This is a genomic window from Rhodococcus sp. (in: high G+C Gram-positive bacteria) (assembly GCF_049299235.1).
GTDB lineage: Bacteria > Actinomycetota > Actinomycetes > Mycobacteriales > Mycobacteriaceae > Rhodococcus.
Genome location: NZ_JBAQXC010000190.1, coordinates 1 through 23,017 on the forward strand (window position 1 = coordinate 1; position 23,017 = coordinate 23,017).

General features: G+C 64.5%; 12 protein-coding genes. 6 read left to right on the forward strand and 6 right to left on the reverse strand.

The annotated features are described in order from the left end of the window. The coding region (locus tag WAX14_RS11465) for an Eco57I restriction-modification methylase domain-containing protein (protein ID WP_422628185.1) at window positions 1–3,429 on the reverse strand (3,429 nt) is incomplete at its 3' end. A gap of 2 nt (window positions 3,430–3,431) precedes the next feature. After that, window positions 3,432–6,323 carry a helicase-related protein gene (locus WAX14_RS11470; protein WP_422628186.1) on the reverse strand — a complete coding sequence of 964 codons (2,892 nt, stop codon included), beginning with the start codon at window positions 6,321–6,323 and terminating at the stop codon, window positions 3,432–3,434. A 216-nt stretch (window positions 6,324–6,539) separates the two neighbouring features. Here WAX14_RS11470 and WAX14_RS11475 point away from each other — a divergent pair, with 216 nt between their 5' ends. Next, entirely contained in the window at window positions 6,540–9,956 is a 3,417-nt protein-coding gene (locus tag WAX14_RS11475; protein ID WP_422628187.1) for a hypothetical protein, read from the forward strand. Continuing rightward, complete coding sequence (locus WAX14_RS11480) at window positions 9,956–14,860, forward strand: DEAD/DEAH box helicase (protein ID WP_422628188.1); 4,905 nt, start codon at window positions 9,956–9,958, stop codon at window positions 14,858–14,860. The genes WAX14_RS11475 and WAX14_RS11480 overlap by 1 nt, the downstream gene beginning before the upstream one ends. Here the strand turns inward: WAX14_RS11480 and WAX14_RS11485 are convergent. Both WAX14_RS11485 and WAX14_RS11490 read right to left on the reverse strand, forming a co-directional pair. Next, a complete protein-coding gene (locus WAX14_RS11485) occupies window positions 14,838–15,197 on the reverse strand; it encodes a hypothetical protein (RefSeq protein WP_422628189.1) in 360 nt (119 codons plus the stop codon). The genes WAX14_RS11480 and WAX14_RS11485 overlap by 23 nt on opposite strands. A gap of 1,458 nt (window positions 15,198–16,655) precedes the next feature. Next, window positions 16,656–17,156, reverse strand: coding sequence for a hypothetical protein (locus WAX14_RS11490; RefSeq protein WP_422628190.1), 501 nt, complete (start codon window positions 17,154–17,156; stop codon window positions 16,656–16,658). Between the two features lie 129 nt (window positions 17,157–17,285). Here WAX14_RS11490 and WAX14_RS11495 point away from each other — a divergent pair, with 129 nt between their 5' ends. Then, a complete protein-coding gene (locus WAX14_RS11495) occupies window positions 17,286–18,329 on the forward strand; it encodes a hypothetical protein (protein WP_422628191.1) in 1,044 nt (347 codons plus the stop codon). A 59-nt stretch (window positions 18,330–18,388) separates the two neighbouring features. Here WAX14_RS11495 and WAX14_RS11500 read toward each other — a convergent pair whose 3' ends face one another. Beyond that, window positions 18,389–18,721 (reverse strand): hypothetical protein, encoded by a 333-nt coding sequence (locus WAX14_RS11500; RefSeq protein WP_422628192.1) that lies wholly within the window; start codon window positions 18,719–18,721, stop codon window positions 18,389–18,391. A 40-nt stretch (window positions 18,722–18,761) separates the two neighbouring features. Continuing rightward, window positions 18,762–19,037 (reverse strand): hypothetical protein, encoded by a 276-nt coding sequence (locus tag WAX14_RS11505; RefSeq protein ID WP_422628193.1) that lies wholly within the window; start codon window positions 19,035–19,037, stop codon window positions 18,762–18,764. A 195-nt stretch (window positions 19,038–19,232) separates the two neighbouring features. Between WAX14_RS11505 and WAX14_RS11510 the strand changes: the two genes are divergently transcribed. The 3 genes from WAX14_RS11510 to WAX14_RS11520 all read left to right on the forward strand — a co-directional run bounded on the left by WAX14_RS11510 (window position 19,233) and on the right by WAX14_RS11520 (window position 22,959). Continuing rightward, complete coding sequence (locus WAX14_RS11510; RefSeq protein ID WP_422628194.1) at window positions 19,233–21,431, forward strand: hypothetical protein; 2,199 nt, start codon at window positions 19,233–19,235, stop codon at window positions 21,429–21,431. A 16-nt stretch (window positions 21,432–21,447) separates the two neighbouring features. Next, a complete protein-coding gene (locus WAX14_RS11515; protein WP_422628195.1) occupies window positions 21,448–21,771 on the forward strand; it encodes a hypothetical protein in 324 nt (107 codons plus the stop codon). Window positions 21,772–21,933: 162 nt separating this feature from the next. Further along, complete coding sequence (locus WAX14_RS11520) at window positions 21,934–22,959, forward strand: DUF2235 domain-containing protein (RefSeq protein ID WP_422628196.1); 1,026 nt, start codon at window positions 21,934–21,936, stop codon at window positions 22,957–22,959. The last annotated feature ends 58 nt before the right edge of the window (window positions 22,960–23,017 follow it).

Consider the following 23,017-nt stretch of genomic DNA (forward strand, 5'->3'; position numbering starts at 1 on the left):
CTTCAGCGTCTCGGGGGTGACCGTGACGATGCGTGAGGCGTGTGGCCGGAGGTCCCAGTTGCCGTCGAGGTCCTTGATGCCGGGCTCAGCGCCTGAACCATCATGTTCGAGGGACCGGACCACGGTGTCGGGGTGGTACAGCGACGCAGCCTGGTTGAAGTCGGGATTCCGACTGTCGCAATACACGTTCACCCCGTAGCGCTTCTGATGCTGGATCTCGAACAGCTGAAGCTCGTTGATGAACTGCCAGTGCCGCCGCAGCCGCTGGTACGTCTCGGCCCGCAGGCTGCCGGCCTTCTCGTCGGTGAAGTGCGATTCGAGGTGGATCAGGCCGACGGAACCTGTCGATTTGGCGTTTCGCCAGGTCAGTGTCATGAAACAGCGGTAGAGGTCCGGCTGGAGGCCCGCGAGCAGTGGGTACTCGTTCGGTGAACCCACGAAGGTCGACGTCGACGCAACGTCGACCGTGCCTTGCAGAACGAGATCGCGGATACCGGGTAGTGCGAGCGTCGCGTCACGTGTGGCCTTGACCTGCTCTTGTGTCGGCTTGATCGCCAGCTGCCACCACGGGTCACCTTCAGCGAGAAGTGCGTTGACATCGGAGCGGGGTCGCACCCACGGTGGGTTACCGACCTGGAGATCGAACCCGCCGCGCACGAAGACAGAGGCGAAGTCGAGCTCCCAATGGAAGAAGCCTTGCGTGTCGGCAATGTCGGCGGCAGCCTCCAGCCACGGGAAGAGCTCGACGGACCTGTCGATCGACGCGGATTGCGCGAATGTTCTGTCGGTATCTTCCGCGATATCGAGCTCCTGCCAGCTCATGTCACCGGCTAGGCTCGTCTGCCCGTACTTCTCGAACTTTCCGGCCTTCGGCGGTACACCCAGAATCGCCTCCAGACCACCGGCCCACTGATCCCAATCTGGCGGTTCGATATCCGTCGTCAGCGGCCAGAACCACAACGAGCACCAGGCATCCAGCGCGCGACGCAGTCGGCGGTACGCACCGTTGTCGTCATGCAGTGCTCGCTCGATCTCCTCACGAGATACCGCAGGGGTGTGCGCGACAGGGTCAGAACCCCAAAGGTGAATATCGCGACGGACCTCCGACTCCGCGATCGTCAACCGGCGAAGGGTGAACTCCCACAACGTCTCCACCCGCTGCGCCAACGCCTGCAGACGCTTGACAACAGTCTTGCTCGGCGACTTGCGAATGTCATTGCGCCACAGTCGCAGCTCCTCGCGCTTGTTCGGCGCATACGTCTTGGCTTCAGCAGTGTCGATCACCGCGCCCCAGCCCTCGGAGGGCAGCAGGAAGTGGTGGATGCCCGCGCCGATGTCGTCGCCGAGCGGAACATCCTTCGCCGGCGTCTTTAGCCACTGCTTCTTCGCCAACAAGCTCGGCGCGTACACCGACCGACGCGCTCCGATCAGCGAGTTTCCGCGGCGCAGGTGCAGGCCGAACCACGGGGCCTGCAATCCGGCGACCATCGTGTCGAGCCACAGCGAGATTTCCGCCAACTCCACGGCGGTGGCGTTGAGGTCGACCCCGTACACCTGGTGAAGCGCGATGTGCGCCTTCACCTTCTGCAACTCGACCGGGTACTGGTCGGCGTCGATCAGCTCACCCAGATCCTCCTGCTTGCGCTTCAAATACTCGGCGGCGAGCTGGCGTACCGCCTCGATCGCGAACGCGCCGGACCCTAGCGCCGGCTCGCAGATGGTGAGTTGAAGGATCTGTTCCGGCGTCGTTCGTTCGTCGTTCTGATCCAGCAGCTCCTCCAGCGCCTGCGAGACCACGAACTTCGTTAGCACCTCAGGCGTGTAGTACGACGCCGACTGCTGGCGCTCGCGCCCGGCGAGTCGGAAGACAAAGGTACCCTTGTAGTGCTTGACCGGCTCTTCCTCACCGGTGACGGGGTTGATCGTGCGGACGAAGTCCTTCTCGTCCAAGTGATCGGCGCGGGTCATCGGGACAACCCACGACCCCTTCTCCGGGTCACCGTTCTTCGCGACCTCGTACAGATCCTCCTCCGCGAAGAACCCGGTGTAACTCATCAGGCCCTCGTACACCGCGCCCAACTGGTTGATACCCAACTCCGCATACGAGATGAAGCCGCGCTCGGCGCCCCTGCGTCCCTTGCTCTCCTTCGACAACAGCAGATGCTCGAGCACCCGCTGCGTCGCCTCATTCCCGAGGCCCAGCTTGTTATCCGGGCCCGCCTCGGCATTCGGGTCCAGCTTGTCGATCAGTGCGGTGGCTTCGGGCTTGAACAAGTCAGCTCGCAGCGGCTGGAACTCCAACCCCGGTGCCGGATCATCCGGATTGTTGTCGCGGACCGCGGGTGTGTGGCCCCTGTCGACCAGACGGAACAGCGTCGCCAGCGACTCGTACAGGTGGGTGCCGTGGCGGGCCTGCTCCGACACCAGCTCCGTCAGCGTCAACTCTCGCAGCCGGTCCAGGCCGTAACCCTCCTCGTATTCCGCGGCACCGGTGGGCAGCACCCGCATCTCGGGCGACGCCTCCGCATACAGCAAGAACAGAATCCGATACAGGAACCGCAGCGAATGCTTCGCCAGGTCCTGCCCGTCGATCCCGTCGAGGGTCAGGCCCTTCGCGCCGCGACGCTTCACGACCTCGTTGGCGATGATCTCGATGGACAGCCGGATACCCTCCCGCAGGTCCTTCGACACCCCGACGGTGTGCTTGACCGAATCCTCCAAGACTCTCGTCCACCAGAGGTTGCCGTCCGCGTCCGGCAGCAGGGCCTGCCGCCCGAACATCGCGGCGACGCGGTCGATCTCGCCGCCCTTCGCCTCGTGCCGGCGCTCGGCGACGACGAGCAGATCGACGGCCAGATAGCGGCCCTCCGCCCAGCGCTCGGACTCCGCGAGCAGCAGCCACTGCCCGGCCTGCACCACCACGAACGCTGGCGGCGTATCCGAGCGGAACGCCGCCGACACCGCCTTCGACGCCGACTCGATCGGCTTGCCGTCCTCCACGGCCGGGGTGATCAGCAGGCCGGTGTCGGGATCGAGAAGGTCCTCGATCGACGCGACCGGAACCGCCTGCAGGAACAACACACTCGCGATGCCGTCGAGTTGCGCGTCCGGTATCTCCAGTTCGGAGCCGGCGCGTTCGGCAGTGAACGTCGACAGCGCAGCCGGGTAGCCGAAGGCGGTACGTGTCAGGGCGTGCGCGTCGCCGGCAGCGTCCGGGTTTTCCGCCAGCGCGGCGAGCGCGGTCTGCAGGTCGCCGGTCGCGGCGAGCAGATCGTCCCGAACCGTCGACCGGCCGTCCTTCTTCTCCGCGTCCCAGCCCTTGCGCAGCTCGAGCACCTTGCCGTGGAACGACTCCTTCACCGAATCGGTGGTGAAGTAGTGTTCGCTGATCCAGTCCTCGCCGATGACGATGGAATCGAAGGAGGCCACGACTACTGGTCCTTTCCGGTGACGGGGACGATCAGCAGCAGCGGACGCACCAACTGCTGGGTGGGGGCGAGAGATTCGGCGAGACGCTGCTCGTCGGCGATCCTGCGGGACAGGGTGTCCACCTTCTTGCGTTGCCCGCCGACAAAGTCGAGCTGTTCGGCGCCCGTGTGCCAGCGGTCGGCGCGCTTACGCCACCGATCCAGCCGCTCGGTCGCCGCCGACTCCTGCGCGTCCAGCACCATTTGCATCGCCGTCGTCGCCTCGTCCACCGCGATCGGCACCAGCGTGCGGTACTGCTCGGCGTTCGGAACCGGCCCAGGATTCGCCGACCCCGCCCGCAGACCCGTGTCGGTGGTGAGGAAATCGAGATCTGCGCGGGTCTCCACCACACAGAAGGCAGGATTGTTCGGGTTCGGAAATTCGGCCGTCGAGAACACGCGGGAGATCAACTGCCCGCGCCGGTTCATCAACGTGCCCATCAGCAGCACCGTCGGGGCGTCCACGTCGCCGCGGATCACGAAGATCTGATTGCGGCCCAATGCGCTGAGCGCCCGGTCGCTGGCCCAGTCCAACACCGGGTGCAGCGGGCCGAGGTAATGCGCCTCCGGCCACGTCGTGCCCGCGACGCCCTTGCCTTCCCGCGCTGCCGCGAGCTGGGCGTTGCCGACCTCCGGGGACGTCGCGAGGGTGAGCCGTTCGAGGACCTTGCCGTGCTGCAGATAGTTCTGCGGCAACTGAGCCAGACGCTGCCGCAGATCCCGCGGCGGCGTCAGCTCCGCGACCGCATGGTTGGCGTGCACCGTCCAGCCGACACCACCGTCGTCGAGTCGGGCGTTGGGTGCGTCGTGGAACGCGGCCTTGAGTGCCTCGTCGAGGAAGGTGAGGTCGTCCGGGTACAGGCTTTGTCGCGGCGCCTGCGGCAGCGCGGCTTCCGGAGCGTCGTCGGCGGTGTCGTCGAGGTCGAACTGCGCGAAGAACGCATCCAGGTCGTCGCCGTCAGCCACCTCGTCGATGTCGCGGATCTGCTCGTCGAGGGTGGACCTGCCGATCAGCACGTCGCGGATCGCGTTCTCCTCGTCGGTCACCGAATGCTTACCCATCAGCGACGCGACGTCGCCGAGGGTGCCGTGCGCCTGGTTCTCCCGCTCCAACAGTCGGGACAAGACCCGCAGATCACCGGAGAAGTCCGGATCGGACGGCTGCAGGATCAGCGACGAGATCACCGGCGGATGCTGCTGCCCGTACCGGTCGACGCGACCATTGCGCTGCTCGATCCGGATCAGCGACCACGGAATATCGAAGTGGATGAGGTGATGGCACTGCGCGTGCAGGTTCACGCCCTCCGACGCGACATCGCCGGTGACCAGCACCCGGATCGGGGAGGTCTCCAGTTTGAAACTGTCGACGATCTCCTGCTGCTCCACATCCGACAGGCCGCCGTGCAGCATCGCGACGTTCTCGGCCTTGAGCCCCAACTGCTTCGGCAGATGCTCGGTGAGCCAGCGCAGGGTGGCGACTCGTTCGGCGAACACCACCGCGCGGGTGGACGACTTCGCGCCGACCCCGATGTCCTTCAGGCGCCGCACCAGCGCGGCCTGCTTGCCCGCCGAATCGGTGAGGGCCTGCGCGTTCAACTCGTCGAGGGTGGTGAGCGCGGACAGCTCGACGGCCTGCTCGGGCACGGACGCGTCGAGCTTCGCCTTGCGCTGCCGGATCGACTCGGCCAGCGCGGCGGGGGAGGACAGGAACGCCTTCGCGAGAGTCCACGGAAACAGTGCCGCCGTCTGCCCCGAATAGGGGGAGCGGCCCGACCGTGGGTGCAACCACACCTGTGAGAGTTCGCGGGCCACAGCATCTTCCGCAGGGGACGGATCGACCAGCAGATGCACCGGCTCGGCGCGTTCGGCCCAGTCGCTCCCCACCTCCGCCGCCACCTCCGGATGATGACGATGCCGACGGATCAGCAGCGCGGCCACGTCATCCTTCGTGAACGAGCCGTCCGCGGCCACCGCCGTCGGGTCGAGCAGCCGCAGTAGCTCCGCGAACGACTCTTCCCGCCCGTTGTGTGGTGTCGCCGACGCCAGGATCAGTGCTTCGGTGTTCGGGGCGAGGACACGGGCCAGCTCGTTGTTCCGGGTACCGACGTTGGTCAGGTTGTGCGACTCGTCGATCACCACCGCATCCCAGTGCTGCCGCTGCAAGTGCGCCTTGTAACGGGGGCTCTTGAGCGTGTCGATCGAGATGATCGCCCGCTTGAAATAGGTGAACGGGTTCCGGGTGGCCGGCAACTTCTGCCGCACCTTCTGGATACCCGCCGAATCCAGCCGGACGAACGGCAGGGCGAACCGGCACCACAGCTCGTGCTGCATCTGCTCGAGCACATGCTTCGGTGTGACGATCAGAATCCGCTCGCCGCGTCCACGCCGCACCAGCTCCGACAGGATCATGCCGATCTCCAGGGTCTTACCGAGACCGACGGCGTCCGCGATGAGGATGCGCGGGCGGATGTGCTGCGGATCGAGGGCCTTCGCGACCGCCGCCCGCTGATAACCCAGGGAATCGGCGAGCATCTGCGTCGACACCGTCAACGTCTGATCGCCGTACGGGTACGGCGTCTTACGCAGCAAGGCTTCGAGCCACAATCGCGACTTGCGGTAGCCGGACGAGTCGTCGGCGATCACCTCGGCCTCGCGCGGGTCCTGCACCTCGATGGTGTCGAGACTCGAATAGAAGGTCGCGGAGGTGTCCTTCACCAACTCGGTCAGGCCGCGAGCCTTGACGAGCCAGCCGTCCGAGCCCTGCTCAGCGGACGTGACCAGCCAGTCTTCGTCGCGCACGATGACGATCGAGCCGGGGGCGACGTTGAGGTCGTCGCGCTGTGCAGCGGTGGTCATCTTCGATCGGCTCCTGCAGGTTGGTGGATCGACGTATGAACTTAGTCCTTCGATGTTCGTTTCCACGATCGGACGCACGGTGACGACACGAATACCGGGACTTTGGACCCGGATCGTCGCCGCGATGCTCGGTGGGCGTCACAAACCGCGTCCGGTTTGCGATGTGTGTCGGAGTGCTGTGACACAGTCTGTCGCAACCGAGGAGGGATCAGATAGTTGAGCGGTAGTTCGTCGTTCCAGCAGCACTGGCTGGGGGATCAAGAGTTCGAGATTGCGCGACGCCTCGAGAAGGCGACACTGGTCGTCGAAATCAACCTCGACGAGGACGAGATCCGCAGAGCCCAAGAATTTTACGGCCGCCAGGCCGCCGCCACCCTCAGGCTGGCGGGAACATTCGATGCGGTGATCGCGAAGTACCCGGCGCTGACCTTGGCGATTCTCGTCGGTCAGGCCGCACTCGGCTACGAACAACACCGCTACTGGGACGAATTCTTTGCCCGCCTCGACCTGCCGCGAGAACAAACCTACGAGCAGGCATTGAGACGATCCCTCGACCGCCTGCTCGGCCGGTTCGAATTGCGGCGATTCCCCGAACTGAAGAACGAGTACGTGCAACTGTTCGCGCTCCACGCGGGATTCCCCGTGTACTGCATGCGCGACATCATCGACCTGCTCGAAGAACGGATGATCGCCGGAACCGAGCTCACCGGCGCCGACATCATCGAATGGCTGCGCGAACCGGGCAAGAAGCATCGGATGAACACCCTCGACGTCCCGGTTCGCAACTTCATCCTCCACGGCGACCAACTCGCCGTGGACATCCTCAACCGCATCATCGAGTTCGTGCAGTTCACCGTCGCCGACGAGAACTGGGCGGCCGCCGACATCGACCTCGAAACGTCGACGACGGGTCTGCCGACGCTGCTGCTCGACCGTCTCATCGAAATCCTGCGCGACCGCCCGTTCGGCAGCGGACCACGCCCGGCCACCCCGCGGGTGCGCCGACGACGCAAACCGGCGATCGCCTACCTGCCGCTCGACCGGCAGATCGTCGTCGAAGTGCCCTACCCAGGCGTCGAGCCCGACGTGCCGTGGCGACTGTCGTTCGACGGTGTGGCCCGCGAAGCACTCGCCGAAGCCGGGTGGGGTGTCCGTGACGACGAAGAACACCCGCCCACGCAGGTCCCGGTGCCCGGCCCGGTCCGCGAAATCCTGCTGCAACACCAACCCAGCGAGGACACCGCGCAGCTCGCCGTCGTCGACAAGGACGACCCGCTGCTGGTGTTCGACACGGACGGTCGCTGGCTGCCGCGGCACACCGCGCTGCCGCGCGGCTGCGTGCTCGCCGTGTATCCGAGCGACGCGCAGATCGTCGATGTCGGCAGCGGCCGAAGTCTGATGCCCACCTACACCCCGGACGTGCCGGTCGGGTGGAGCGGCTGGTCGGTCGCCGAACTCGACCTGTCGAATTGCGGAGCCATCGCCCTCACCCGGCGCGGCAACCGCGCACCCGGCGGTGTGCGCAGCGTGCGCGACGCCGCGACCCCCACCTTCGAGCACGGCGAACCGATCGACGGGTTGCAGACCCTCAACGGCCTGACCGTGTACACGTCGCGGCCCGAGGTCGTCCTGCCGGTCAACACCGGCAAGCAGGACATCGTGTGGCGTGTGCGCGTCAAGCGCCCCGACTCGTCCGCGTGGGTCGTCGACACCGAGATGCACGGCACCGACGACGACCTCGCCGTCGACCCGTTCGAACCCATCGAGGACGCGATGCTCGGTCTCTTCGAGATCCACGTGTCCGGACCGATCGGTTCCGACCTGCGACACCAGGCGTTTCTCGCCGAGGGCATCTCGATCGACTACACGAAACCGTTCCGGTTCCCGGTCAACGGCGGTCTCGCACCCGTCACCGCGACCGCGCACAGCGAATGGGATCTCGCGATCCCGCACCCACGCATCGAGTTCGGCCCCGTCGACCGCGACAAACTCGTCACCGTCACCCAGCGCGACCGTGCCTACCGGCTGCGCCTGACACCGCCGCACGTGCAGATGCGTGTCGACCCGGTCGGGGCACCGGCCCAGTGGCGTACCGCCGCCGCGGTGCTGACCCCCGCCGAACTCGACGAGGACCGCAACCTTGCGCTGCACGCCCCGCAGTCCGCGGCGGCGGTCTTCCAGCTCGAATCCCTCGACGGTCGTCTCATCAAGGACGTCACCCCGGACACCCCACACTACGACTACTTCCAGGCGCCGAGTCGCGTGTTCGTCGACGCCGCGCGCACGGTAGGGCAGTGCCGGATCGTCGCGCTCGTCGACGACGAGCACGATCGCACCACGAAGATCGTGCTTGCGCATATCCGCCCGGCGGCGCTGTGCACCGGCATCACCGTCGACGACGGCAGCCTCGTCCTCGAGAACCCGGCCGAGGAAGAGGACCTCGCCGTGAACCTGTGGGCGCGCACCGCCCCGTGGCTCCCGGTGCAGACAGTGCCGGTGACCGCAGGCCGAGCCAAACTGCCCGAAACCCATGTCGATGCCGGCCCGCTGCTCGCGCACGTGTTCGTCGACGACCCGTGGGTCACGATCACGCCGCCGTCCTGGCCCGGCGACACCGCCCTCGAGATCAGCCAGCCCGGCTGGATGCACGACGTGTCCCGTGAACGAGACAACCTGTCGCGGTTTCTGGCCGGTGCCGGCCCGGCTCCGGCCGATGCGGTGAGCATGCCCGAAGTGTGGGCCGCGCTCGCCCTGCTGCCGCAGGATTCGGAGGACGTGCACACTCAACAGTTGCGGTCCGCGCTCGGTCGCATCCTCACCGAGAACGCGCGCGCCGCGCTCGGGGCGTTGGGGAACAGCACGATCCCACTGCCCGAGATGATGTCGCTGCTCATCCGCACCGGACTCGTATACCGAAGTTACGCAGCGGACTTCACCCTCAACGATCTGCATCCGAATCCGTGGGTCGGCTGCATGATCGAAATCGCCGACCTGCCGTCGCTGTACGAGCGGCGCGCCTACGTCGCCGCCGAACGCAACGAAACGTTGGACTACCTCGAGGACAAGGGCGGTGTGACGCTCATCGAGGTGTTGACTCGCGGTCGCTCCACCCAGCTCTACAGCGGTGTGTTCGACCAGCACACCGTCGCCTTCGACAGCATGCCCGAATCACAGGTCGAAGCGATCGTCGAACACGCTCGGCTCGTGCCCGGAGCAGTCCTCGACGAAGACACCCGAGTCAGCGCCGTGATCGACGCCTTCCATCAGCGCGCGACGTGGATGGCGCAAGGCTGGTCACAGGCGTTCGGATCGGCCACCGCGCGTTCACTCGACATCATCAAACGCACCCGCGGACAGATCTACCGCGAAGTGTCCGCGCGCAACGAGAAACTCGACGGTGTCAACACCACCGAGAAGCAGTGGATGCTGCTCACCCTGCAGTCCCTGACGTTTGCGGTACTCGCGCGAATGAAGGCGCACGGGATGCTTCGGCATCCACCGGTGACAGCCGACTTCGAAGAATCCTGGGCCGACATGGCCCGACTGTGCCCCGGCCTGGTGATGAGCGACCTCCTCATCGCCGACGCTCTTGTGACCCACGCCCGCTACGGCAACCTGATCGGAGAGCACTGATGGCGGAACGGCTCGACCCCCTGGCTGCCGCGCGGCAGATCGACGAAAGCTACAAGCGGTACCTCAAGACGCTGCTGGGGCCGAGCGATCCCGCGATCGCCGCAGCATTCGACACGGCGATCGACGACACGCGCCTGCTCACCAAGGGTCCGCTGCTCGAGTTGACCCCGCCGTACGCGCCGGGCAAGTCGCTTCCCGATCTCATCGCCGAGGGCATCCTGCGGCCCGGCCTCGCCGCGCTCTACGACAAACCGGCCGACCTGAACCGCCCGCTCTACCAGCATCAGGAACGCGCGATCCGCAAGGTCACCGCCGGCCGCAACATCGTGGTCAGTACCGGCACCGGCTCGGGTAAGACGGAGAGCTTCCTGCTGCCGATCATCAACTCCCTCATCGCCGAACGTGAGGCCGGCACCCTCGGGCCGGGGGTGCGCGCCCTGCTGCTCTACCCGATGAACGCGCTCGCCAACGACCAGCTCAAACGTCTGCGGCAGATGCTGAAGAACTTGCCGGACATCACCTTCGGGCGCTACACCGGAGAGACGCTGGAGTATGCGGACAAGGCCGCGAACGAATTCCGCAGCATCAATCCCGGTGAGGAACGCCTGCCCAACGAACTGCTCAGCCGCGAGGAGATGCGTGCGAAACCGCCGCAGATCCTCCTCACCAACTATGCGATGCTCGAATACCTGCTGCTCCGCCCCGCCGATATCGACCTGTTCGACGGCCCACACGCCGGGCAGTGGCGGTTCATCGCGCTCGACGAGGCACACGTCTACGACGGCGCGCAGGGCTCCGAGGTCGCACTGCTGCTGCGGCGTCTGCGGCAGCGGGTCGCACCGAACTCCTCGCTTCAGTGCATCGCGACATCCGCCTCGCTCGACGGCGAACCCGACGAGGCAATGACATTCGCCCGGAACCTCTTCCAGGCGGACTTCGAATTCGCCGCCGACGACCCCGACAGGCAGGACCTGGTCAAGCCCACCCGGCTCGAGCGCAGCGACCCCGGAACCTGGCGGATGTCCGACGACGAACTGCTCGACTGGGCACACCCCGACGCGGATCTCACCGAGCTGGCATCACGCACCGCGCACAACGATCCCGCGGAGTCGCTGCACGCGGAGAAGACGATCGTCGCGCTGCGTGCGGCACTGGCCGGAGGTCCGGTCGACGCACAGGGGCTGGGGGAGCAGCTGTGGCCCGGCGATACGCATTCCGATGACAAGCTGAAGGCGCTGGTCGCGCTGGGCTCGTCCGTCGTCGATGGTTCCGGAAATCCGGTGCTGTCGGCCCGCTACCACATGTTCGCGCGCGCCACGGAAGGCGCATTCGTCAGCTTCGGCGACGACAAACCGACCGTCCTGCTCGGCCGTCACGAGGTCGATCCGACGACCCGCCGTGCGATGTTCGAGTTCGGTACCTGCCAGCGGTGCGGGGCCGTCCACCTCGCCGGTGACGTCGACATCCGCAAGAACGGCAAGTTCTTCGTCCCCAGCGTCAAGAACGAAGCGTCCGTGAAGTGGCTGGTACTCACTGATGCGCTCGACCCCAGTATCGACGAGGACGAGGAAGCCCTCGGCGACTCGACGACGGGTGATTCCGGAATCAAGTACCTCTGCACCGGCTGCGGTCTCCTGTGCGAGCAGGACGACCTGTGCCTGACCGCTGATTGCCCGGGCGGCGTCATGCGTCAGGTGCGCGAGCATCGGGGCACGAAGAAGGTCATGAGCACGTGTACCGAGTGTGGTGCCAGTGCACGCCAACTGATCCGACGCCTGCGAACGGATGCCAACGCCGCGCCCGCCGTCGTCACCACCGCGCTGTACCAACAGCTTCCGGCCGCCACCGATCACACCGTCGAGGAGGTCGGCGAGGGACGCAAACTGCTCATGTTCTCCGACTCGCGGCAGGCGGCGGCCTTCGCGGCGCCGTATCTCGAACGGACCTACGGGCGTTTGATCGAACGCCGTTACCTGACGACCGCCCTGCAGGACCGCAAGTACGAAGACGAAGACCTCACAGTCGAAGATCTCGCGATCATCGCGCGGAAGAAGGCCGTCGCTGCGCACCACTTTCCGGAGAACGCCGGACGCGTCGCCACGGAAAAGGCGGCGAACGAATGGGTCATGGGCGAACTCATGACCATGGACCACAAGCAGTCGCTCGAGGGGCTCGGTCTGATGCGGGTGGCGATGGCGCGCAAACCGCGAGTGGCCGTACCGCGAGCATTGCTGCAGCTCGGCCTCACCGAGGGCGAAGCGTGGGACCTGCTCGACGAACTGCTCAAGACGGTCCGCCTCCAGGGTGCCGTCAACCTGCTCGACGAAGTCGACATCAAGAGTGAGCGGTTCGAACCGCGCAATATGAGGATCCGGATCACGCGAGTCGGCTCGAATCCGAAGACCAAAGTGATCTCCTGGCTGCCGAGCGGGCGGGCGGGGAGCACGAACAACCGGATGCGTTTCGTGTCCAAAGTGCTCTCGACCGTCGGCAGCGACATGGATGCGGGCAGATTCCTCGACGGCTGCTGGCGGTTCCTGCTGGACAACGGGTTCATCAAGCACGAGCCGGACAAGTTCGAATCCGATGCGTACCAGATCGCCCACACGGCGTTGGCCGTCCACAACGGCCTCGACTGCCGCTGGTTCCGGTGCGACACGTGCCGCCGAGTCACTGCGTTCACCGTGCGCGGCGTGTGCCCCAACAGCAGTTGCCCCGGCACGCTGCTGTCCTACGAGATTCCGCCGCTCGAATACGAGACCAACCACTACCGCAACATCTACCGCACGCTGAGGGCATCACCGCTGAGCGCGAAGGAACACACCGCGCAGTGGACCGCGCGGCAGGCCGCCGAGATCCAGAAGGAGTTCGTCAACGGAAAGGTCAACGTTCTGTCATGCTCGACGACCTTCGAGCTCGGCGTCGACGTCGGTGATCTGCAGGCGGTGGTGATGCGGAACATGCCGCCGAAGACCGCCAACTACGTCCAGCGCGCCGGCCGCGCTGGCCGTCGAGCGGCGTCCGCAGCTCTGGTCCTCACCTACGCGAACCGCAGCTCGCACGATCTGTCGAAGTTTCAGGAACCCGAATCGATGATTGCCGGGCAGATGCGGATTCCGTGGATTCCCATCGAGAACGAGCGAATCGGACGACGGCACGCCCATTCCGTCGCGTTGGCCGCGTACTTCCGGCACGGCTTCGACACCACCGGTGAGGCGTGGCGGGAAGCCGGCCAGTTCTTCCGGCCTGCAGCGGAGGGTGCAGATTCACCGGCCTCCCGCGTCCAGTCGTTCCTGACGCCCGTTCCCTCGGAGATGAAAGCGGATCTCGAGCGGATCCTGCCGGTCCACGTCCAGAACGAGATCGGCCTCGCGAACGACGAATGGGTCGGCTACCTCGCCGATTTGCTCGACAAGGTGCAGGGCGAGGTCGAGAACGATTTCACGGTCTTCCGTGAGCTGATCGACGAAGCGAAGAACGCCGAGCAGTTCCGCATCGCCGATCAGTTGCAGAAGACGCTGCGCACCATCGATCAGCGTCAGCTGTTGGGTTTCCTGGCGAACAAGAACATCCTGCCGAAATACGGGTTCCCCGTCGACACCGTCGAATTGCGGACGCTGCATTGCCAGGAGCCGGTGGGGCGGAACCTCGAACTGTCACGAGACCTGAGCCAGGCGATCTACGACTATGCGCCGGGCAATCAGGTCGTCGCGGGTGGCAAGGTCTGGACGTCGCGGGGTATCCACCGAGTACCCAAGCGGGAACTCGAACAGTTCGAGTACCGGGTGTGCCGGACCTGCAACCGGTTCGAAGCGGCACGAACGCTCGACGCGGGAGCGGCTTGTGGGGGATGCGAGGAGCCGTTCACCTCGATCAACAAGTTCGTGGTTCCCGAATACGGATTCGTCGCAGACCGTAAGGCGACCGATGTCGGCACGGCGCCGCCGGAACGCAAGTGGAACGGCGCCAGCTACGTCGAGGACATCGGTGATGTCGTCGACACGTTCAGCTGGAAGTCCACCGGCGGCATCACCGTCGAGGCGAAGGCTGGCGTTCGTGCACGGATGGCAGTGATCTCCGAAGGCGAAGGGGCCGGTTTCCTGCTGTGCAAGTGGTGCGGCTGGGCGACACCGCATTCCGGGCGTGTCACGAGCCGCAAGCACGAGCGCCCTGCGACGGGGCAGTCGTGTGACGGCCCGCTCGAACGCACCTCGCTGGCGCATCGCTATCAGACCGACGTCGCCGAGTTCACCTTCGGTGACGTGAACTACGACAAGGAAAGTGAGGATCGCTGGTTCTCGGTCCTCTATGCGCTCCTCGAAGGTGCGTCGAAGGTCCTCGAGATCAGCCGCGACGACGTCGACGGCACCCTGTCCTGGACCGGAGACGGTCGCCGCAGCATCGTTCTCTTCGACACCGTCCCGGCCGGTGCCGGTGCAGCGAAGAAAATCGCCGAGAACCTCGAAGCAGTTCTCGCGGGCGCAGTCGAACGGCTGAACTCGTGTGATTGTGGCGAAGAGACCTCGTGCTACGGCTGCTTGCGGACCTACCGCAATGCCCGCCACCACGACAAGCTGACGCGCGGGGGAGCACTGTCGATCTTCCGGGAGATCTCCGTCGCCGGCGGCTTGTCGGATCCGTGGAAGACGGCGTTCGAGCTCGTCGCAAGTGAAGCGCGTCCGCTCCTGTCGCAGCTCGCGGCCGAGGGTGTTTCAGCACCGGACATCGGCGTCGAGGTCGGCGACGGCTGGCTCGTCGAGATCATCTGGGAGGCTGCGAAGGTCGCGGTCGTGACCGATGAGGATGAGAACCGCGATCAGTGGCTGGCAGAGAACGACTATCGTGTCATACCTCTCGAGCGGGCATCGGCTACCGAATTGATCACGGCGTTGACCAATTCTTGAGACCCTCGGTAGGAGGCCGGTGGGAAGGTAGTCGGAATCCGGTCTTGGCCGGAGGTTGGCAATGGTCACGCAGGCGGAGTCGACGCTCCCGCAGCCGAGCGAGCTCGCGGACTGGCTCCACGACGAAGAACTCCGCTTTCGTGTTCGGCTCCGCGACGTGGACCTCATGGTGCGTGCCGACTTCGACGAATCGAAGATCCACCGCATCCAGGGGTTCTACGGTGTCGCTGCGCGGCGTCACCGCGCTGCCGGCGGCGTCATCAGGGACTTCATCGGTGAATTTCCCGCGCTGACATTGACTGCGCTTGTAGGGCATGCCGCGCTTGCGTACGACCACGGCCGATACTGGGATACGTTCTGGGCAGAGCTGGGATTGCCCAGGACGTTGGCCTTCGAGAATGCTCTTCGTGAGTCGGTGATTCCCGCAATCGACCGATTCGAGCTCGACAGGTTCCCCGATCTCCGAGGCAGGTACGTCTCGATTCTCAGTGTCCATGCGGGAATCCCGATCCATTGCCTCGGCGCTCTGGTGGATGTCGCTGCGGAGTATCTGCACAGGGGCCGTTCTGTGTCCGGCGCGGGTCTCGCCGACTGGATTTCGAGGTCGGAAACGAACCCACAGATCATGCGCCTGGCGAAGCCCGTACGGTACTTCATCGGGCACGGGGGATCGTTCGCGATCGAAGTGCTCGATCGGCTGGTCAGCGACCTGTACACCAGTTCGTACGACGACGTGCACGATGTCAGCGATCGGGGTGACGGATCCATCCCCAGAATCATCAGCGACGGGATTCGGGCCGCACTCCACGTGCATGCGCGGGGTTCCGGGCGTAGCTCAGCGCAGAGGGCCGTTCGGCGCCGCGTCGCGCCGTCGATCGCATATGCACTATTGGACGACCAGATTGTGGTGGATCTTCCCTCGACCGAGTCCGGTGATCGTGAGAGTTGGCGGATATCGGTCGACGGCGATACTCGGATCGTCACCCCCGACAGTGCATGGGGACTTGCCTGGTATGAGCGGCCACCGACACGCGTCCCAGTGTCGAAGCCGGCCCGTGAAGTTCTCGTCGAACAGCTCTCCGTGCCGTCTTCGTGGATGATGCGACTGGTCGACGCTACTGATCCGGTGCTCATCTTCGACATCAACGGTCGATGGTTGCGTCGAAAGGCTTCGCTACCAAAGGGCGAAGTCATGGTGGTGTATCCGGTCCATGCCAGACTTGTCGACGACGTGGCCGGTGTCGAGCTCGAACCGTACATTCAACTCGGTGCTCCGGGAGGCTGGCACGGTTGGCGGGCCGCTGCAGTGGACCTGTCCGACGCATTGTCGTTCCGAGTCGTGACCGATGCCAGGAAGGGGACTCTGCGCGGAGTTCGAGTAGTCGAGTCTCCCCAGTTGATTCGAAACGACCTACTTGCCGGACTGACAACCCCGACCGGGATACAGGCGTACGGTAGCCGCCCCCGGTTGGCGATCCCGGGGCGGGCAGAAGGCGACGATTGCGTATGGTTCGTGCAGATACACCGCACGGACGGATCTCCCGTCAGTGCAGCAACCTACGGAAGTGAATCCGAACCCAGGATCGTTGATCCATTCGCAGACTGCGCGGGACCGATCGCTGGAGTCTTCGAGATCGCGGTGACGGGAGCTGCCGGATCGAGCCTGCATTTCACCTCCTGTGTTCTGGAAGGTGTTGGAATCGAGCTGGATTCGTGGGTCCGCATTCCGATACCCGGAAAGGGGTTGTCTTCGGCTGCGGCCCGAATCTCGTCGGCGGCGGGAATCTCCTGTTCCTCAGTAGATCTGATGTTCTCGAGCGACGAGATACGAAGACCGGTCGAGTTCTTCGATCATGACATCGTGCACCGGCTCGTCCTCACGTATCCGCATGTCCGACTTCATATCGGGGCGAAGGGCGAACCGATACGCTGGCGGGCCTCTCCGATGGTCCTGTTGCAGCAGGATCTCGACGAAACACCTGATTTGGTGTTGAGTGTTCCGGGGTGCGATGCGCTCCGTCTGGACCTGGTGGACGGGGGTGGTCGCAGACTCAAATGGACGTGTCCGCGAAAGACGCAAGACGGCCACTTCGCAACCGATCTGCGGGCATTCGCGGATGTTGCCCGAGTAGCCCGAGAATGCCGGCTGACGGCTGTCGCCGTATCCGAGGAGCAGCAGCTCGCGCGATTCCAGATCGCCTTGATCCGTCCCGCAGGCACCTGTCACGAAGTTCGTCTGGAAGACGGGTACCTGATTTTCGAAGGATTGAGAATCGTCGACAACCTGTCTGCTCACATCTGGTGGATCTCGGCGCCCTGGGCGAGACCACTCGAGATCAGCGTGACGGAAACGAAGATGGCGCTACCGAAGGAGTGCATCAAGGCAGGCGACCTGTACGTCCAGCTGTTCGTCGCAGATCCGTGGGTGCACTACGAGGCTCCGGCCTGGCCGGACGGTACCGCGTTCAGGGTCGCGCAGCCCGGATACCGTCGGGACCGCCACAATGGCCGGGAGCGACTCTCGAAGTACCTCGTCAACGGTGGGCACGCACCGACCAGTGAGGCCACAATGCCGGAGATCTGGGCGGTGCTCGCGCGCACCTTCGACGACGACGTCGAGAATGTGCGCACCGCGCAGATGCGTCGGGACCTCCTACACGTGGTGTCGGACAACCCGCGTACAGCCTTGGAAACATTGGGCAACAGCACGATTCCGGTTGCTCAGCTGCCGGCACTGGTGGTCTGGACTGAGCTGGCGTCCAAGAGCTTCCGCGCAGATTTCACACTCAACGAGCTGCACGTGAACCCTTGGGTCGGCTGCATGGTGGAAATGTCGGACCTCCCGTCCTTGTATGCGCGGCGAGGTGAAACGCGAGTAGAACGGGCCGACACCCTGTCGTACCTGGAAGAGCACGGCAGTGAGGTTCTCATGAGCGTGCTGAGGACGGGAATGACGCCCGAGACGGCACGTCCAGAACATGAGATCGTCATCGACCTGGTGGGCCTCGGCGACGATGCACTGGAATACCTTGGCGTTGAGATCCGAAGCATTCCTGGCCCGTTCTTCAGCACCGAGTCGCGGTGGTCGGCGTTTCTCGAGGCGTTCGATTCTCGCGACGACTTGACTGTGGACGGATGTGCGCAGGGATTGGCGACCGAGGCACTCCATCTTGCCGCCGCAATCGATCAGGTCTCGTCGGGAATGGTCGGTGCGATCGGTCAGAGGTGGGCGGTTTTCGACGCTGTTGGGCACGATGCGGAATGGACCGCGATTCCGCTGTTCACCATGGTTCTGGCGGCTTGGGCTCGCCTCGAAGCACACGATGTCCTGGTTGATTCCCTCTCGCCCAGGCTCGTCGAACAGTGGGCGAAGGTTGCGGAGCACTGTCCGTCACTTGTGATCAGCGACCTATTGCACGCTGAGGCGGCCGTGGCTTTCGAACAATACGGCGACCTGGTTTCGGAATGAACTGAGGGTGCATCGACCGCCGTAGACAAGGGATGTCGATGGCGCGACAGTACGCGGGTTCACTCGAAGATGCCCAGCTCGCGCAGGAGAGATTGGAAGATCGGGGAATCGGCGCTGGAATCCTCCCCGGATGTGCTCGGCAGAGCCTTCTTCGCCTCGGGAAGGATGTCCGGGAACACCTTGAGGAGCACTTCGATCAGTTGGACCGCCATGTCGCGATCCAACTGAATCGACTGGCTGCTCTTCGGCTTCGACTGGCGGTTGTCGGAGCCGAAGGTGCTCAGATGCAGCAGGCGTTCGCCGTCGTCGATGGTCTGGTAGTAGCAGTCGACCTCACTGTCGTGACGGTTGACGCGCTGCGTGCCGGGTTCGATGGAGCGAATGATTGCCATGGCGCAGAATTGTAGCCAGCCTTACGAACTGGTTCGAACCTCAGTCCACCTCGATGTTGAAGCCGAGCGCGCCCAGGGTCCTTCCAACTGTCGCGGCGCCCCCACTGAAGTCGGATGACGTCCAGTTCGTGCCGGTAGCGTATCCGTGGGCAACGCCGGTGATCGCCTTCGAGTCGTACCGCTTGCCGTTGAGCACGAGATGATATTTCCGTGCGGGCCTGAAGTGATAGAGCTCGAGGAATTCGGTTCTGCCCAGCTTGTCGTGCTCGGCCACGGCCTGCAGAACGGATTCGCGTGTGATGTCGGTAAGTGCCACAACGGCACTCTAATCGGGCCGTTCACTGCGCCGGCATGGTGTCCGTGGTCGTGCGGATCTGCCGCAACACGACCGAAAGACAAGTAGCCGACTACTCGTGACCCGCGGGACCGATTCGCAGAAGGTTGCAGTGGCTCCCCGCCATCCGGCGAGTGAGCTTCCGCGACTCAGCAGATCTTCGAGGAGATGAGAATCGTGACATCAATTGTCGACCCGAACTCGGTATCAGACCGGGCGGCGGCACAACCACAGCAGGACGAGACATTCTTCGACCTGTTCGAACCCGATGAGTTGCACTCGCAGACAACGACGAACGAATCTTCGATCGGCTACGACCCGAGCGCAGGGAATGGTAGCGGAGCGTCCGGTGCCGGAGTACTCGAACCGGAGATCTCCGAAGGCGCGGATGAACTCGCCGACCTCGAGGCACCCGACCGGTCACGTGCCTCGAACCCCGCGCTGCACCGAAACGTCAGCGGGCGCTACCGTTCGAGCGTGGTCGGCGGGGGATTCCAGCTCGAGCTGAGAGTAGACGTGGACGGTCGTACGCCACTTCGGAAATTGAGCGGCGACTACTACGCGATCTCCGGCACCACGGTCACCTACTTCGGTTCCTGGACGGTCGACGCCGTGACGATCACGGCGGCACCGGGGCAGATCGTCATCAGGGGCACTGCGCGTACCACTTGGTCGACGACGTTCAACGTGGCGACGGTCGTTGTTCCACGCCGGACGGTGTTCCAGCCGCTGGCGTCGGCGACGCTTCGTTGGTCGACAGGCAGCGGTGCTCCTGGGGCCGCCTACGTCTGTGGACATGAATCTGCAGCGTTTCGAACGGTGGAACTGGAGCAGGACGTTGAGTCGGGTGTCGGAGCTTTCGGCAACTACCACACAGGTGCTTTGCCCAGTGGCGGGCCGGCGCGTGTGCTCAGCACCGCTGGCGCCTACCTCGAGGCAGGTATCCAGATGGTCGGAACCGGACGCAACAACACCGTCACGACACCGCAGGGCCACATCTGGAACAATGCGAGCCTGCACCATGCGATGGAAACGCACTTCTCTCGATATCGGGACGTACCGCAGTTCCGGGTGTGGTTGATGCATGCTATGAGACACGAAATCGGCACAGGTCTACGCGGAATCATGTTCGATCAGCACGGCCCGGAACGGCAGGGGTGTGCAAGCTTCTACCAAGCGATCTCGGCGCCCACCGCGGAAAACCGCCGGGAACAGCTCTACGTGAACGTTCACGAGCTCGGGCACTGTTTCAACCTGTTCCACTCCTTCCACAAGGAATTCATGGACCCGCCCGTCCCGAATCGCTTGGGGGCGCTTTCCTGGATGAACTACCCACAGAACTATCAGCCCGGAGGCTCGGCGCCGGGCGGTGCCGCCGCATTCTGGGGTGCATTTCCGTTCCAGTTCGACCCGCTCGAACTGACGCATCTGCGCCACGGCTTCCGGAACGCGGTGATCATGGGGGGCAACAAGTTCGGATCAGATGCTGCTTTCCATCACCCGAGCGGGCTCGCTCCCGGAGGAGCGGGAGCGCGTCTCGACATTCGGCCGGTACCGGCTCGTCCGGTTCTCGGAACGCCGGTCGTCGTGGAGATCCGATTGACGGCGCAGTCCGAACAACGAGTGCATGCACCCCGGCAGCTTCATCCCAAGTACGGCACCGTCGCCGTCGTGATCGACCGACCTCGCGGAGACCGGCACGTGCATCGCCCGCCGCTGACAGCGTGCGCGGAGCCGGAGCTGATCGACGTGCACGCCGGAGAGGTGGTTCCGGTGAGCGCATACATCGGGTACGACGCCGTGATCGGCCAGGTCTTCGAGGATCCGGGCACCTACCATGTTCAGGCGGTCTACACGACGCCGGCCGGAGAGGAAGTGGTCTCGCCCAGGGTGGTGATCAGGGTCGCCGCACCACGGACCCGCGAGGAGGACGACATCGCCGAACTGATGCTCGGAAGCGACGTCGGCATGGTGCTCACTCTGAAAGGGACGGACTCGGAGCATCTCGCTGCGGGAACCGAGGCGCTCGAGTCGGTACTCGCCGAACACGGTGAGAGCCCGATGGCCGTTTATGCCGAACTTGCCCTCGGTAGCAACGCGGCTCGGGAGTTCACGCGCATCGAGCCCGACAACACCATCAGCGTGAGGCCTCGCGAGATGGACCGAGCCGAGAGTCTCCTGACGGACGCGATCAGTGCATCCAAGGGCGACAAAGGACTCGACGACCTCACGCTCTTCGAGATCATGGTGCAACTTGCCGAGAGCTACGAGAGTGAGAGCGATACTGATAGCGCGGCCCGGATGCGTGACGGAGCTGTGAAACTGGCGAGGGCCAAGCAGGCACCGGCGTCCATCGTGGAAGGCCTGCGCGGATGACACCGAGGAGGTGCGGATGCACGACGAATCCGAGCACGTTCTGAAGCTCGAGATCGGGGAGGGATTCGACGATGACGACCTGAGGGTGCTGGTGGACGGTCGTGAGGTCTGGCATGGCGAGGGCCTCACGACCAACTATTCGGTGGGCCTGGCCGATGTGGTGGATGTTCCCGTCGGGACTGCCGAACAGGTCATCGTGGAAGTACAGTCTTCCGACGGTGTCGCCAGTACCTATCCGGTCGACTTCTCCGCCACCCGAGACATTCGGCTGCGGTACCGGCGCGATTCCCCTAGTGGGAGAGCGGAACTCGGCCCGGCTCCGGAGGGTCCACTGTTTTGACGAGTATCGCGTGAAGGTGGATGCGGAGCGGCCACGTTCGGAGTTGCCTCGATTCGAGCCTGCGCGAAAGCAATCGGGTAGAACGCTACTCGTGACTGCCGCGGGTAGCCGCGTGAGAATCGTGTCACCAGATTCTCACTGATGCGGCAAGGATGTAAGAACATGTCCAAGAACATCATCTACTGTGCGGACGGTACGTGGAACTCGGGGGATCGTACGAACACGAACGTCCACCGCTTCTACACGGCGTTGGTATCGGATTCACGCCAGGCCAAACTGTACGACCCTGGTGTCGGCTCTGCAGGGGGATTCTTCGCACGCTTGCGGGGCGGAGCGTTCGGCGAAGGCCTCATCGAAAATGTCCGAGAAGGCTATGAGCGCATCGCTGGAGTCTACGAGGAGGGCGATCGACTCTTCCTCGTCGGATTCAGTCGAGGTGCGTACACCGCACGAAGCCTCGGCGGGATGATCGCATACTGCGGGCTGCCATCCCGTCGTCCGACCTGCCGTTTCGTCGATCAGGCATTCCATGCGTACCGCAACCGGGACCGCATGGAGAAGAAGTGGGCGGATCCTCCCGACGAAGCCCGCGTGGTCGACGGGACGATCGCGATGATCGGTGTATGGGATACGGTCGGGACCCTCGGAATCCCGGGCGCGATCTTCGGTCGGCTGGACAGGAAGGCGTACGGCTTCCTCGACACGCGACTGCACCGCAACGTGGAGGCCGGGTACCACGCGCTTTCCCTCGACGAAAAGCGCCGACAGTTCCCTCCGACGCTGTGGGAAGGTGCGCCGGTGAACGGCCAGACCATCGAACAGGTGTGGTTCGGGGGAGTGCACTGCGACGTCGGAGGCGGATTCCACTCGACCTCGTTGGCCGACATCACCTTGGCGTGGATGTTGTCCAACGCCGAGAAGCACGGTGTCGAAATTGACCGAACTGTCGCGGCGACCTACCCTGCGTTGTTACTGGATCGGACGGCGGCACTCGGACCGGTCAATAGGTCGTGGAATCCGTTGTGGGGCTTTCCTCATCGCCGCTCTGTAGGTAACAATGCACTCGTAGCAAATTCGGTGGCCTATCGTGTGACCGAGCGATCTCGATACTCACCGCCGTTGTCGGTGGACAGGAAACCGCGACGCTTGGCGACGTCGTACAGGCTCGCATCGGTGGTGCGTGCATAGTCCCGTCGGCTGATCGCGCCGGTACCCACCGTGTCGACATCGACGACAGGGCGTTCGA